Origin of the sequence: Acidovorax sp. 107, from assembly GCF_003058055.1 — a bacterium.
Taxonomy (GTDB): domain Bacteria; phylum Pseudomonadota; class Gammaproteobacteria; order Burkholderiales; family Burkholderiaceae_C; genus Acidovorax.
Genome location: NZ_QBTZ01000001.1, coordinates 4,013,325 through 4,027,575, shown reverse-complemented (window position 1 = coordinate 4,027,575; position 14,251 = coordinate 4,013,325). Strand labels below are relative to the sequence as shown.

Sequence of the window (14,251 nt, the reverse complement as noted above, 5' to 3'; positions counted from 1 at the left end):
GTCAGACGACCGCCGTGCGCTCGGCCACGCGCATGATGGCGCTGCGCGAGCGGGGGTTGGCCTCGACCTCGGCCGCACTGGGCTTGATGCGGTCGAGCACGACGAGCTTCATCGCCTGCGGCGCGGCAAACGGCGCGCGGCGGTCATACACCTCCTTGGAGTGCTTGGCGATGAACTGCTTGACGATGCGGTCTTCAAGCGAGTGAAAGCTGATGACCGCCAGCCGCCCACCCGGCTGCAGCACCGAGAGACTGGCCTCTAGCGCCTGTTGCAGCTCTTCAAGCTCGGCGTTGATGAAAATCCGAAGAGCTTGAAATGTGCGCGTTGCAGGGTTCTGGCCCGGCTCGCGGGTTTTGACCGCGCCAGCCACGAGGTCGGCCAGTTCTGCGGTGGTTGCAAGAGGACCCCGTTCTTCGCGCCGAGCAACAATCGCCTTTGCAATGGGGCCAGCAAACCGTTCTTCACCGTAGTCACGTATCACCTCCGCAATCTGACCGACTTCGGCCGTGGCCAACCAATCGGCCACGCTTTCACCGCGCGTGGTGTCCATGCGCATGTCCAGCGGGCCGTCAAAACGGAAACTGAAGCCCCGCTCGGGGCTGTCGATCTGGGGCGAGCTCACACCCAGGTCCATCAGCACGCCCGCAGCGCTGGCGGGTGGCAGGTCGGCCAAATGGCGAAAACCTTCGTGCCGAATGGAAAAACGCGCATCGGTGATGCGCGTTGCTTCGGCGATGGCTTCGGGGTCCTTGTCAAAGGCCACCAAGCGCCCCTGGGGGCCCAGCCGAAGCAGGATGAGGCGGGAGTGCCCGCCGCGTCCGAAGGTCGCATCGACCCAGGTGCCCGCGGGCTCCGGGCCTGCGCCGCCGAGAAGAGCGTCCACGGCCTCGTTGAGCAGAACGGTGGTGTGTTGCAAGGGGGATGTCACAGCGCGCCTCAGAAGGAGAAGTCCTTGAAGACATCCGGCATCTCGCCCTGCATGGCCTTGGCTTCCTGCTCGTCGTAGGTGGCCTTGTCCCAGAGTTCGAAATGGTTGCCCATGCCCAGCAGCATGGTGTCTTTGGAGATGCCGGCGGCTTCGCGCAGCTCGGGGGAAATCAGCACACGGCCGGTGGCGTCCATGTCTACATCCATGGCGTTGCCCAGGAAGATGCGCTTCCACCACTGGGCGGACATGGGCAACTGGGCAATGCGTTCGCGGAACTTCTCCCATTCAGGGCGAGGGAAGACCATGAGGCAGCCGTGCGGGTGCTTGGTGATGGTGAGCTGACCCGATGCCGTGGCCGCGAGGACGTCACGATGCCGGGTCGGCACGGACAGCCGACCCTTCGCATCGAGACTCAGCGACGAGGCACCTTGAAACACGGACAGATTCCCAGTTCGGTTTTGCGCCTCGGAGGTCCAGAACCGGACCTTGAGGGCACTTTTCACCACTTAATTGCACTTTTTTGCACTGTAGCAGGAAAAGCACACCGAACAAGGGGGGTGTCCCACAAACTTTTCAATGAAATCAACGACTTAGATGCGTTTTTTCAGCCACTAAAACGTCAAAAGTCGTTGAAAAAGAAGCACTTAGAGAGGCCTATGAAAGTGACCTCTCAAGGCTTGACCGAGTGGTCACAGGATGTAGCGCGACAGGTCCTCGTCCTGGCTCAGGGTCTGCAGGCGCGCATCGACGTAGGCGGCGTCGATGGTGATGGTCTGGCCAGACAGGCGCGTGGCGTCAAAACTCACCTCATCCAGCAGGCGCTCCATCACCGTGGACAGGCGGCGCGCGCCGATGTTCTCGGTGCGCTCGTTCACCTCGAACGCGATGCGCGCCAGGCGGGTGATGCCCTCGGGCGCGAACTCCAGCGTGACGCCCTCGGTGGCCAGCAGCGCCTGGTATTGCTTGACCAGCGACGCGTGGGTCTGCGTGAGGATGGCTTCGAAGTCCTTGACCGACAGCGATTCCAGTTCCACCCGGATCGGGAAACGCCCCTGCAGCTCTGGAATCAGGTCGCTGGGCTTGGACAGGTGGAAGGCGCCCGACGCGATGAACAGGATGTGGTCCGTCTTGATCATGCCGTACTTGGTGGACACCGTGGTGCCCTCCACCAGCGGCAGCAGGTCGCGCTGCACGCCCTGGCGCGACACGTCCGCGCCACTGCTTTCCTGCCGCGCGGCCACCTTGTCGATCTCATCGATGAAGACGATGCCGTTCTGCTCAGCGTTCTGCACAGCGCGGGTCTTGATTTCCTCTTCGTTGACCAGCTTGCCAGCCTCTTCGTCGGTGATGAGCTTCAAGGCCTCGGCGATTTTGAGCTTGCGGGTCTTGCGCTTGTCCTGCCCCAGTTGGCTGAACATACCGCGCAGCTGCTCGGTCATCTCTTCCATGCCCTGCGGGCCCATGATCTCAAGCGACGGACGGGCCTCGGCCACGTCGATCTCGATCTCCTTGTCGGCCAGCGCGCCTTCGCGCAGCTTCTTGCGAAAGACCTGGCGAGCCGTGTTGTCAGCGACAGGCTCGGTGCCTGCTGCGGCGCGGGCCGGGGGGATCAGCACGTCCAGGATGCGCTCCTCGGCAGCATCTTCGGCGCGGGCGCGCACCTTCTTCATCTCGGTCTCGCGCGTCTGCTTGACGGCCATCTCGGCCAGGTCGCGGATGATGGAGTCCACGTCCTTGCCCACGTAGCCCACCTCGGTGAACTTGGTGGCCTCGACCTTGATGAAGGGCGCATCAGCCAGCTTGGCCAGGCGGCGTGCGATCTCGGTCTTGCCCACGCCGGTGGGGCCGATCATGAGGATGTTCTTGGGCGTGATCTCCTGGCGCAGGCTGCCCTCGACCTGCTGGCGGCGCCAGCGGTTACGCAGTGCAATGGCCACGGCGCGCTTGGCGCTGGCCTGGCCCACGATGTGGTGGTCCAGCTCGGAGACGATTTCCTGGGGGGTCATGGACGACATACAGGTCTTCCTGGTATCAAATGGGGCTGTAGCGCCAGTGAATCATGCGCAAGCAGCTATAAAAAACAGAGCAATCAGCCCATCAGGGGCTGACCGTGCGGCCAGCCTGGGGCCGGTTCCACCGCCGTACGCTCAGAGCGTCTCGATGGTGTGGTTCATGTTGGTGTAAATGCAGAGTTCGCCCGCGATTTCGAGCGACTTCTTCACGATCTCTTCAGCGGACAACTCGGTGTTCACCAGCAGCGCCTTGGCCGCCGAGTGCGCATAGGCGCCCCCGGAGCCAATCGCCACGATGCCCTGCTCGGGCTCCAGCACGTCGCCATTGCCGGTGATGATGAGCGACGCGCTGGCGTCGGCCACGGCCAGCATGGCCTCGAGGCGGCGCAGCACGCGGTCGGTACGCCAGTCCTTGGTGAGTTCGATGGCAGCGCGCGTCAGGTGGCCCTGGTGCTTTTCCAGCTTGGCCTCGAAACGCTCGAACAGCGTGAAGGCATCCGCCGTGGCCCCGGCAAAGCCGGCCAGCACCTTGCCGTGGTAAAGCTTGCGCACCTTGCGCGCCGTGCCCTTGACCACGATGTTGCCCAGCGTGACCTGCCCGTCGCCGCCAATGGCGACCTGGAGCCCGGAAGGCGTCTGGCGACGCACACTGAGGATGGTGGTGCCGTGGAACACCGGATGGTTGTCTTGTGATGAGTCCATAGCTGCGGCAGATGGGGGTTACCGCCCATTTTGCAAGCCAGCCGCCCCAGACGGGCGGCGCCCTGTCCCGATCGCTCTGCGTAGCGGTCAGGCCGCTTTGCCAGGAAACCCCGAAGGGTCAAAAAAGAGAGGGCCGCAGAGCGGCCCATGGCGGAAAGTCCCGCTAGTTCTTTCGGGGCACCACCCAGGCGTGCTCGTTGATGCCGATCACGTTGAAGAAGATCGCCACCAGTCGCTGCAGGTTGTGGAACTGGATCACATGGCCGTGACCCTGTTGCTCGGCCGCCCAGTTGAGCACGGAGCCCGCGGCAGCAAAGTCCACCCGGATCAGTTTGTCGCAGGCGATGGTCAGTGGCACACCGGGCTTGAGGTGCACCTCGAACGGCTGCAGCAGGGGCGTGGCATCGCCATCGATATGGCCACTGAGCTGTGCGATGGGCCCGGCATCCACAGGGGAAATCGACGATTCACCCAGATCGGACGCCACAAAGTCGCTGTCGACCGCCAGGGGGGCCGAGCCAGACGACACACCCTCATTGTCCGAATATCCGCAGCGCGGCGATACCCAGGAGGGCGGAGAGACCTCGTAGGTCACGCAGTAGTCCAGCGCCACCAGTTCAAACTCGTCGGGTTTGCCCATGAGGCGCATGGCGGCCATGCGCAAGCGCCACCATTCGGGGCTGTTGGAGCGGTCGCCTGACTGGGTCTTGGCATCCAGCAGAGCATGGAGCTTTTCCACCCCTGAAAACACAATCTGGACATCCCGGTCGGCCCACAGGCTGACCTGGTCGGCCAACAGGGGCACCGCAGCCTCGTCGATGGCCGTGAGGCGCGACCAGGACAGCGTCCAGGGCGATGCCGCACGGGCCAGCGAGGCCTGCAGGGCCGCCACCGAAGACACGGCCACGGTGGGCGGGGCGTTCCAGCTGAAATCGCGGCGCATGGCGGGGGCGGGTTCGGCGGCAGCCGGTGCAGCCTCCACCACAAGGCCCAGCTGCGCCGGGATGGAGAACCACAGCGGGGCCGAGCGGCCATACTGCGCGGCAAAGTCGATGGCCAGGGTGTCGAAACCGTCGTGCCGCCCGGTGGCCCGATACAGGTCGAACAGCGTCATCCAGATTTCGAGCTGCTGGGCGGGGTCGTCCTGCTGGTGCTGGGCCAGCACTTCCAGCAGGCCGGACTCGGCCCCTGCATGGTCACCATTGGCAAACCGGATCGCGGCTTCTTCAAGGTCGGGTTCGTGCACGAATTCCTCCGGTTCGAATGCGGGCGCGGGCGCAGCCGTAGGTGCCGCAGGGCTGAAGGATGCTTCGACGGGTGGGGTGCTGCCCGGCAGCATGGTGGCGTCCGTGCCACCAAAGCGGCCAATGGCCATGCTGTCATCGGCAAACAGGGGCTGAACGGCGGGCTTGGTGTCCAGCGGGGCCGACAGGCTCCCGGGCACCGTGGGTGCATAGGCACGGGCGTGCTCTTCCGAAGAGGCTTCCGTGCTGGAATCGGGCATCACGCCGGGCTGGGTGGGGGCGTCGGCGCCCTGCTTGCTCTTCCACCACTGCTGGGACATCTGCGCTTCGATCTCATCGATCTTCTTGAGCGTGACGGCCCGTTCGTCGGGTGACGCCATGCTGCTCTGGAAGAACGAAGGACGACCGGCGGCGTCTTCCACGCGCTGCCCCTGCAGCACCTCGCGCTGGCGCAGCTTGCGCAGCTGATCGAACTCACGGCGCCGCACGAAGTCGTTGCGGCGCTTGCGCTCGATCATCTCCTTGAGCATCTGCTTGCTGTACTGGCTCTCCCGGTCGTCCTGGATGGAGTCGAGCTCCGTCCAGTTCACGGTCGGATTTTTCACGAACCGCACCACCTTCGATAGCAGGCCGCCAGGGGTGGTTTCTTCCTTGCTCATGGCTCAGGGTGCAGTGTGCGCGCGTGGATCAACAGGCCGCAGCCTGTTCAATCTCCGAACATCTTCTGCTTGAGTTCGCGGCGCTGCTGCGCTTCCAGCGACAGCGTGGCCGTGGGGCGCGCGATCAGGCGGCCGACACCAATGGGCTCACCGGTCTCGTCGCAGTAGCCATAGTCACCTGCGTCGATGCGGGCGATCGACTGCTCGATCTTCTTGAGCAGCTTGCGCTCGCGGTCGCGGGTGCGCAGCTCCAGCGCGTGTTCTTCTTCGATGGTGGCGCGGTCGGCCGGGTCGGGCACGACCACCGTGTCTTCACGCAGGTGTTCGGTGGTTTCACCGGCACTGTTGTGGATGTCCTGCTTGAGCTGAACGAGCTTGAGACGGAAGAACGCCATCTGCTTTTCGTTCATATACTCGCTGTCGGGCATGGCCATGACTTCAGCGTCGGTCAGCTCGGCAACGGACTTGGTTTTCCAGTTGTTCGCCAGCTTGGGGTCTTTTTTGGCAGCCATGTAAGTGGGCTGCGCTTGCGCGGTCGTGGGCATGGTGTGTTGGTAACTGGCTTTGGCAGCTGTGGAGGCCACCGTCTGTGCCATGGATGGTACGGTCAATTGGGCCAATCGGGAAGAAGGCCGGGTTGTGCGCACGGGTACCTGCGAGCCCGCTTGCAGCGCGGGCGCCGCAGCAGGTGCCGCCACGGCGGCAGGGGGTGCGGTCACCTTGGGCGCCGCAGCAGTTTTGGCAGTGGCCTTCGCAGCAACTTTGGATGCCGCTGGGGCGGCGGCGCTTTTTGCCGCGGCAGGGGTTACCTTGGTGGCCCCCTTGGGTTTGCTGGTATCGGCTTTCACTTCCTGGTCTCCTCGCAGTACGGGCGGGCCCTTGGCCGCTCTCACGGCCCGGGACTGGTGGCAAGCCTTGGGTGGTTTTACCGGGGCGCGATTGTATCGACCTGAGCTCACGCAAACGGAAACGTTGCAGATACAACACAAATCGGGGTCCATCGCCCCTCAAAACCGGCAAGCAGATCAGACCAGGCTTTGCTCCAGCCCTTGCAGAAAGATGTCCTTGGGCAGATCAATGCCAATGAACACCATCTTGCTCGTGCGCGGCTCGCCCTCGGCCCACTGGGGGCCCAGGTCACTGCCCATGAGCTGGTGCACGCCCTGGAAGATCACCTTGCGCTCAGTGCCCTTCATATTCAGTACGCCTTTGTAACGCAGCATGCGCGGGCCGTAAATGTTGACGATGGCCCCGAGGAAGTCTTCGAGCTTGGCCGGGTCGAACGGGCGGTCCGAACGGTAGACAAAACTCTTCACGTCATCGTCGTGGTGATGGTGGTGGCCATGCCCGTGGTCGTGCTGGTGCGAAGGGTGGCTGCAGTGCTCGCCGTGCTCGTGGTCATGGTCGTGGTGGTCGTGCCCCTCCCCTTCCTCCTTCAGGAAGTCGGGGTCAATGTCCAGCTTGGCATTGAGATTGAAGCCCCGCAGGTCCAGCACCTCCTTGAGCGGCACCTCGCCAAAATGCACGGCCTTGATGGGCGCGCGCGGGTTCATGTGCTTCAGGCGATGGATCAACGCCTCGGTCTCATCCTGGGACACCAGGTCGGTCTTGGACAGGAAGATCTGGTCCGCAAAACCCACCTGGCGGCGTGCCTCCTGGCGGTCATTGAGCTGCTGGGGCGCATGCTTGGCGTCCACCAGCGTGATGATCGAGTCGATCAGATAGGTTTCGGCGATCTCTTCGTCCATGAAGAAGGTCTGGGCCACGGGGCCGGGGTCGGCCACGCCGGTGGTCTCGATCACGATGCGATCAAAGTCGAGCAGGCCCTTGCGCTTCTTGGCGGCCAGCAACTGCAGGGTTTCGCGCAGGTCTTCGCGGATGGTGCAGCAGATGCAGCCATTGCTCATCTGCACGATCTGCTCCTTGGACTCGGTCACGAGGATGTCGTTGTCGATGTTCTCTTCGCCGAATTCGTTCTCGATCACGGCGATCTTCTGGCCGTGGGCTTCGCTCAAGAGGCGCTTGAGCAAGGTGGTTTTGCCAGAGCCCAGAAAGCCGGTGAGGATGGTAACGGGGATCAGTGCCATAAATCTGTCTTTCAAGGGAATCAAATACTTGCGCTGCGCGGCGCAGTGCCCCACCCAGGGGCATCTTTTTCAGTGTACCGAGGCTGTCAAGCCCCTGCTGACGCCGGAACGTTCACCCCTTGCGCATCACCACCAGCCCCTTGAGGTACTCGCCCTCCGGAAACTCCAGCGTCATCGGGTGGTCGGGCGCGCCGCCCAGGCGCTCCAGGATGTAGCCGTCCACTCCGGCATCTGCGCCGGCCGACGCCACGATCTTGTGGAACAGGTCGGCGCTGATACCGCCCGAGCAGGAGAAGGTGAACAGCACCCCGCCAGGCGACAGCAGTTGCAGCGCCAGCCGGTTGATGTCCTTGTAAGCGCGGGCTGCCCGCTCGGCGTGGGCCGCCGTGGGCGCGAACTTGGGCGGGTCCAGGATGATGGCATCGAAGCGCTGGCCCTCCTTGAGAAACTGGCGCAGCGAGGCGTTCACATCAGCGTCCATAAAGCTTGCGCGGTTCGGGTCGAACCCGTTGAGCGCCACGTGCGCACGGGCGCGCTCCAAGGCGGGGCCGGACGAGTCAATGGACGTCACATGGCCATCGGCGGCTGCGCCCGCCGCACGCATGCCCGCCAGCGCTGCCACGCTGAAGCCGCCGGTGTAACAAAAGCAGTTGAGCACATGTTTGAAGCCCAGGCGCTGCGTGTAGTCGGCAAAGCGCTTGCGGCTGTCGCGCTGGTCCAGATAAAAGCCCGTCTTGTGGCCCTCGGCAATGTTGAGGGTCAGGCGCCACTGGTGCTCACGGATCGTCAGCTCCAGCGGCGGCCCTTCGCCATCGCCCGCCGCGCCCGTGGGCCCGCCGCGCAGCCAGCCGGTGGCGGGCTCCAGGCCTTCCAGCGAACGCACGCTGGCGTCCGAACGCTCATACAGTTTGGTCAGGCCCGTCTCGCGCAGCAGCGCATCGGCAATCACGCCCTTCCAGCGCTCGGTGCCCGCGCTGGTGAACTGCGCCACCAGCGTATCGCCATAGCGGTCCACGATGAGGCCGGGCAGGCCGTCGGACTCGCCGTGCACCAGGCGCACACCGTCGCTTTGCACATCAAAACGGGCTCTGGCGATGATGGAACGTGCGCAAGCAGCTATAAAAAACGGAGCATCAATGCGCTGCGCCTCGTCAAAGCTCCACACCCGTGCTCGGATGCGCGAGCTGGGGCTGTAGGCCGCCCAAGCCAGAAACTGGCCTTCGTGCGACTCGACGCGCACGGTCTCTCCACTGTCGCCGCCGCCCTTGGCGATGGCCGATTCAAAGATCCAGGGATGGCGGCGCAACAGCGAGCGCTCTTTGCCCGCGCGAAGTCGAAGGGTTTTCATGCCCCGGATTGTGCGGGCTGGCGGACGCGGCAGAGCCCCTTGGCGAGGGAAAAACGCAGCCAACGAGGTACCGCCCCGTCACGACCGCGTCCGGCCGGCCCTCTTTCACAGGCTCCAAGGGCCACTTCACGCTCTTCGCCCCCGAATGCACGCGACCGATCTGTCATTTAGGAATTTGATATTTGACAAATATGATTTGTGATCGATAAAATTACGTAAATTATCATTTTTATCAAACAATCAATGGCCGCCTCCGCCACAGCCCCCAGCACCACCCGCCTGGCCCCCGCGCCCGGCACGGCCCAGTCCGTGATGACCGAGCTTCGCGAATTTCTGACCTTCCAGATCGGCAACGAGGAATACGGGGTGGACATCCTGCGGGTGCAGGAGATCCGGTCGTACGAAAAGCCCACCACCATCGCCAATGCCACGGGCGAGTGGCTGGGCGTGATGAACCTGCGCGGCGTGATCGTGCCCATCCTGGACCTGCGCCTGAAGCTGGGGCAGACCGCCGTGCGGTACGACCACCTCAAGGTGGTGATCGTGCTGCACATCGGCCAGCGGACGGTGGGCGTGGTGGTGGACGGCGTGTCCGACGTGCTCACGCTGGAGCGCGAGCAGCTGCGCCCCGTGCCCGCCCTGCGCGGCAACGTCAGGCCCGAGCACCTGCTGGCCATCGGCTCGGTCGGCCAGCGCATGCTGATCCTGCTCGACATCGAGAAATTCCTGGCCAAGTCGGTGGCGGGCGAGACCCCGGCCCCCTGCCACTGAGCCACCCTGCACTGCTACGACTGGAAGATTTCGACCCGGCTCCCACTGGCTTTGGCTTGATGGCGCTGCTCATGGGCATCATGGGCCCGCTGTCCATAGCGCTGGCTCACGGCCCCGATGCGGCTTTTCACTCCATCATCGACGACCGCTTTCCCCAAGGTGTTCAACCTCCGTGGAAGCCAGGTCCGCCCTGATGCACCGTGCCGGTCAAACCACCATGAGCGAGGTCGTCGGCGCGCTGGCCGGGCCGGGCTACAGCGCCTTGCCGAAGCGCTCCAGGCGCGGCGCCCAATGGCCCAGCACATCGGCCGACAGCAGCACGCGGTGCGCTTGCCCGATGAGCAGGTGGCGCGGCACCAGGCCGATGTAGCGGGAGTCGGCACTGTTGTCCCGGTTGTCACCCAACACGAGATATTCGCCCTCGGGCACTTGCACCGGATCGAAGCTGCTGCGGGCCGTCACGCCCTGCAGCCACTGCACGCGGCGCTCATGCCCCAGCAGGCGCTCCGTCCAGCGCGTGGCAGTGAGCGTGTGGCCCAGCAACGCTGGCTCCTGCACAGAATCGGGCATCTCGTATTCGGCCGCCTGACCGTTGATGTAGAGCACCTCGTTGCGCATTTCCACCGTGTCGCCGGGCAACGCGGCAATGCGCTTGATCAGGCGGGTGCCGTCCTGCGGCGAAGAGAAGGTGACCACATCGCCGCGCTGCGGGTCGTCGATGTGCGCCAGGATCACGTCCGTGAGCGGCAGCTTCACGTCGTAGGCCAGGCGGTTGACCAGCACCACGTCCCCCTCCAGCAGCGTGGGCCGCATCGAGCCCGAAGGGATGGGGTTCCAGTCGGCCACGGCGGTGCGAAAGACGCCAAAGCACAACAGCAGCACGATGAACCATCGGTTCGATTTGATCCAGTTCAGCAGCATGACGACAACTCCAGGGCGCTCCACAGCAGGCGCCAGTGTGCTCGGAGACGCCGGGAGGCCACTTGGTTCCGCCCGGCGGGCGGGCGGTTGCTTCGCCTTCCCGGAAAGCAGCCCAGCGGCTTACGGGGGCTTCTTCCGCGCACGCGGGTGGGCGGCGTCGTACACCTTGGCCAGGTGCTGAAAGTCGAGCCGCGTATAGACCTGCGTAGTGGTGATGTTGGCGTGGCCCAGCAGCTCCTGCACCGCGCGCAGGTCGCCGCTGCTTTGCAGCAGGTGGCTGGCGAACGAGTGGCGCAGCATGTGCGGATGTACCGGCGTGGTCAGCCCTGCCAGCTGGCTGCGCTGGCGCAGGCGCAGCCAGATCGACTGGGCCGTGAGCCGCTTGCCACGCTGGCCGACAAACAGGGCGGTATCGAGCCGCGCAGAGCCTTCGCCACCAAACGGTGTGGCCCGCAGCTGCAGCCATGCCTGCAGCGCGGCCGTGGCGGCGGCGCCCACCGGCACGCTGCGGCGCTTGCTGCCTTTGCCGAACACATGGGCTTCGCCCGCCTGCAGGTCCACCCAGCCGCGGCCCTGGCGCTGGGTGTCGGCATTGGGGATGGCGTCCAGCCCCGCGAGTTCACCCACGCGCAGACCGCAGCCGTACAGCAGCTCCACCATGGCGGCGTCGCGCGCCTCCAGCCAGGGGTCGGCGCCGGTGTTGTCGAATTCTGCGAGCCTTACGGCGTCGTCCACGCCCAGCGCCTTGGGCAAGGGTTTGGGGGCCTTGGGGGCACGTACGTCTTGCACCGGGTTGTGCGGGATCAGCCCCTGCCGCCCCGCCCAGATGAAAAACCCGCGCCAGCCCGAGAGGATGAGCGCAATGCCCCGCCCGCTGCGCCCGCCGCTGTGCATCTGCGCGACAAAGCGGCGGATGTGAGCGGTCTGCAACTGCAGCATCGGCACATTCACGCCAGCCGCAAACTGCGCCAGCTTTTCAAGGTCCAGCGTGTAGAGCGTGAGCGTGCGCGCGGCCAGCCGCTTTTCGACGCGCACATGCTCCAGGTAGCGCAGGACGTGGGGGTCCGGGGCGGGAGGCTTTTCAGACATGGTTGTTGCCTGGGCCGCGCCAACGCCGAGTTGCAGTGCGCCCTGGTGGCCGGGACTACTTCAGGCGCAGCAGGGCGGCACTGGCCAGCTCGGCCATGCGCGACAAGAAGTCGGTGCCCATGGTGGCATCAAAACGCTGCGGGTCTTGCGAGCCCAGCACCAGCAGGCCAAACGCGGGCGTGGCGCTGTCGATGGCCCCTTCGCGCAGCGGCAGCAGGGCCAGCGACTGCGCGGGCTCGCCGCCTTCCTGCGCCAGCCAGCCGGAGGGCTCAAAGCCCAGGTTGGGGCCGCAGAACGGCATGGTCAGCGACGAGGCAAACGCACGCGCGTCCTCGCTCGCGCCCTGGGTGAAATCGGCGTCGATGTAGGGTGCGGCCACCTCCCACACGCGCACCGCTGCCTGGGGCACATCGAACAGGGTGCGCACGCCATCGACCACGGCCTGGGGCAGGTCGAACGGGTCGCGCACCTGCAGCAGGCTGCTGGTCCACTGGTGCACCTTGTGGGCAATGGCGGCGTTCTCGGTGCTGTTGCGCACCATTTCCATGATGCGATGCTCCAGGCCCTTGATCTTCTCGCGCAGCATCTCGGCCTGGCGCTCCTGCAGGCTCACGGCGCGCGCACCGTGGGGGCTGGTGATCTGCACGCTGGCCAGCACCTCGGCATGGCGTTCGAAGAAACCCGGCGTGTTGGTGAGGAACTGGGCGATGTCGTCTTCGGTGATCGGTGGGATGTGGGTAGTCATACGAGCGTGTCGGGAATGTCGATCTGGCCTTCGAACACCGTGGTGGCCGGGCCGGTCATGAAAACGGAATCAGCCTCCTGGCCGCTCCAGGCAATGGTGAGGCGGCCGCCACGCGTGTCCACATGCACCTCGGGGTCGAGCAGGCCCAGCCGGATGCCGCTGGCCACGGCCGCGCAGGCTCCGGTGCCGCAGGCCAGGGTTTCGCCCGCGCCGCGCTCAAACACGCGCAGGCGCACATGGGAGCGGTCCACGATCTGCAGGTAGCCCGCGTTCACCCGCTGGGGAAAGCGCGCATGGCGCTCGATCAGCGGCCCGGTCTGCGCGACGGGAGCGGTGTCCACGTCGTCCACCAGCTGCACCGCATGCGGGTTGCCCATGGAGGCTACTGCTACCAAAACAGAAGCGCCAGAGGCATATTCCTCTAGCGCTACCGGCCATTTTTGTCCCAAACCCTGCTGCACAGGCGTGAGACCGGTGGTGTCGAACGGCACCTTGGCGGGGTCGAACTCGGGCCGCCCCATGTCCACCGTGACGCGGCCGTCGCCTGTGAGGCGGGGCGCAATCACGCCGCTTTTGGTCTGCACGCGGAGGGTGTCCTTGCCCGACAGGCCCCGGTCGTGCACAAAGCGCGCAAAGCAGCGCGCGCCGTTGCCGCACTGCTCCACCTCGCCGCCGTCGGCGTTGTGGATCACGTATTCAAAATCGATGCCGTCACCCGGCGAAGGACGCACTGTGAGAATCTGGTCGGCCCCCACGCCGAAGTGTCGGTCTGCCAGAAAGCGGTATTGGGCCGTGCTCAGCCCCAGGCGGCCCTGGGTCTCGTCGAGCACCACAAAATCGTTGCCCGCGCCTTGCATTTTGGTGAAGCGAATCTGCATGGGATGGGATTATGGCCTCGGGCCTGCGCCGAACGGCCAGGCGGCGTAGGCTTGGCGCCTTTTCCACCTCTGCGCGCCTGTCACCACCACACCGGCCCCGCGCCGCAGCCACCAGGACCCCACCATGACCGATTTGTCCGCCTTCGCCATCACCCGCAAATGGCCCGCCCGGCACCCGGACCGCCTGCAGCTGTATTCGCTGCCCACACCCAATGGCGTGAAGGTGTCGATTGCGCTCGAAGAACTGGGCCTGCCGTACGAACCGCACCTGGTGAGCTTTGAGACCAACGACCAGACCTCGCCCGAGTTCCTGTCACTCAACCCCAACAACAAGATCCCCGCCATTCTGGACCCCCAAGGCCCCGGCGGCCAGCCGCTGGCGCTGTTCGAGTCGGGAGCCATCCTGCTGTACCTGGCCGACAAGACCGGCCAGCTGATCCCCCAGGACGCTGCCGCGCGCTACGAAACCATCCAGTGGGTGATGTGGCAGATGGGCGGCGTGGGCCCCATGTTCGGCCAGCTCGGCTTCTTCCACAAATTCGCGGGCAAGGACTATGAGGACAAGCGCCCGCGCGACCGCTACGTGGCCGAGTCCAAACGCCTGCTGGGCGTGCTGAACCAGCGCCTGGCAGGCCGCCAGTGGGTGATGGGCGAGCAGTACACCATCGCCGACATTGCCATCCTGCCCTGGGTGCGCAACCTGATCGGCTTTTATGGCGCGGGCGATCTGGTGGAGTTTGGCCAGTTCACAGAAGTGCAGCGCGTGCTGGATGCCTTTGTGGCGCGCCCGGCGGTGGCCCGGGGCCTCGCGATCCCGGCCCGCGGCTGAGCCGGGCGTGGTCGGCCGGAGGCCGGCCTGCAAGCCTG

The 14,251-nt window shown here is 65.1% G+C and carries 14 protein-coding genes; 2 read left to right on the top strand and 12 right to left on the bottom strand.

From position 1 onward, the window contains the following. Position 1: 1 nt before the first annotated feature. From rsmH to C8C99_RS18745, 8 genes are all read right to left on the bottom strand, one after another. Positions 2-928, bottom strand: a complete 927-nt coding sequence (rsmH, locus tag C8C99_RS18780) for a 16S rRNA (cytosine(1402)-N(4))-methyltransferase RsmH (protein ID WP_108626550.1) — start codon at positions 926-928, stop codon at positions 2-4. Positions 929-936: 8 nt separating this feature from the next. Next, positions 937-1,365, bottom strand: a complete 429-nt coding sequence (gene mraZ / locus C8C99_RS18775) for a division/cell wall cluster transcriptional repressor MraZ (RefSeq protein ID WP_015012546.1) — start codon at positions 1,363-1,365, stop codon at positions 937-939. A 252-nt stretch (positions 1,366-1,617) separates the two neighbouring features. Then, a complete protein-coding gene (gene hslU / locus C8C99_RS18770) occupies positions 1,618-2,943 on the bottom strand; it encodes an ATP-dependent protease ATPase subunit HslU (RefSeq protein WP_108626549.1) in 1,326 nt (441 codons plus the stop codon). Positions 2,944-3,075: 132 nt separating this feature from the next. Beyond that, a complete protein-coding gene (gene hslV / locus C8C99_RS18765) occupies positions 3,076-3,642 on the bottom strand; it encodes an ATP-dependent protease subunit HslV (RefSeq protein ID WP_108626548.1) in 567 nt (188 codons plus the stop codon). A gap of 163 nt (positions 3,643-3,805) precedes the next feature. Beyond that, positions 3,806-5,545, bottom strand: coding sequence for an STAS domain-containing protein (locus tag C8C99_RS18760; RefSeq protein WP_108626547.1), 1,740 nt, complete (start codon positions 5,543-5,545; stop codon positions 3,806-3,808). Positions 5,546-5,592: 47 nt separating this feature from the next. After that, positions 5,593-6,393, bottom strand: a complete 801-nt coding sequence (dksA, locus tag C8C99_RS18755) for an RNA polymerase-binding protein DksA (protein WP_108626546.1) — start codon at positions 6,391-6,393, stop codon at positions 5,593-5,595. Positions 6,394-6,570: 177 nt separating this feature from the next. Then, positions 6,571-7,632 (bottom strand): GTP-binding protein, encoded by a 1,062-nt coding sequence (locus C8C99_RS18750; RefSeq protein WP_056646773.1) that lies wholly within the window; start codon positions 7,630-7,632, stop codon positions 6,571-6,573. 112 nt (positions 7,633-7,744) lie between these two features. Then, positions 7,745-8,980 (bottom strand): class I SAM-dependent rRNA methyltransferase, encoded by a 1,236-nt coding sequence (locus tag C8C99_RS18745; RefSeq protein WP_056646774.1) that lies wholly within the window; start codon positions 8,978-8,980, stop codon positions 7,745-7,747. A 243-nt stretch (positions 8,981-9,223) separates the two neighbouring features. On the opposite strand from C8C99_RS18745, the gene C8C99_RS18740 reads away from it, so the two are divergent. Then, positions 9,224-9,751, top strand: a complete 528-nt coding sequence (locus tag C8C99_RS18740; protein WP_108626545.1) for a chemotaxis protein CheW — start codon at positions 9,224-9,226, stop codon at positions 9,749-9,751. A gap of 252 nt (positions 9,752-10,003) precedes the next feature. Here the strand turns inward: C8C99_RS18740 and lepB are convergent, their stop codons facing one another. The 4 genes from lepB to dapF form a co-directional block, all read right to left on the bottom strand. Next, on the bottom strand, positions 10,004-10,672 hold the full coding sequence (gene lepB / locus C8C99_RS18735; protein WP_056646777.1) for a signal peptidase I: 669 nt from the start codon (positions 10,670-10,672) through the stop codon (positions 10,004-10,006). Positions 10,673-10,792: 120 nt separating this feature from the next. Then, complete coding sequence (locus C8C99_RS18730; protein ID WP_056646780.1) at positions 10,793-11,761, bottom strand: tyrosine recombinase XerC; 969 nt, start codon at positions 11,759-11,761, stop codon at positions 10,793-10,795. Between the two features lie 55 nt (positions 11,762-11,816). Then, positions 11,817-12,506: a DUF484 family protein gene (locus C8C99_RS18725; protein WP_056646782.1), complete on the bottom strand. Its 690-nt coding sequence runs from the start codon at positions 12,504-12,506 to the stop codon at positions 11,817-11,819. Further along, the gene (dapF, locus tag C8C99_RS18720; RefSeq protein WP_108626544.1) at positions 12,503-13,384 is read right to left on the bottom strand and encodes a diaminopimelate epimerase; all 882 of its coding nucleotides are present in this window, start codon (positions 13,382-13,384) and stop codon (positions 12,503-12,505) included. Before dapF ends, C8C99_RS18725 begins: the two co-directional genes overlap by 4 nt. 124 nt (positions 13,385-13,508) lie before the next feature. Between dapF and C8C99_RS18715 the strand changes: the two genes are divergently transcribed. Beyond that, complete coding sequence (locus C8C99_RS18715) at positions 13,509-14,213, top strand: glutathione S-transferase N-terminal domain-containing protein (RefSeq protein WP_108626543.1); 705 nt, start codon at positions 13,509-13,511, stop codon at positions 14,211-14,213. Positions 14,214-14,251 lie beyond the last annotated feature (38 nt).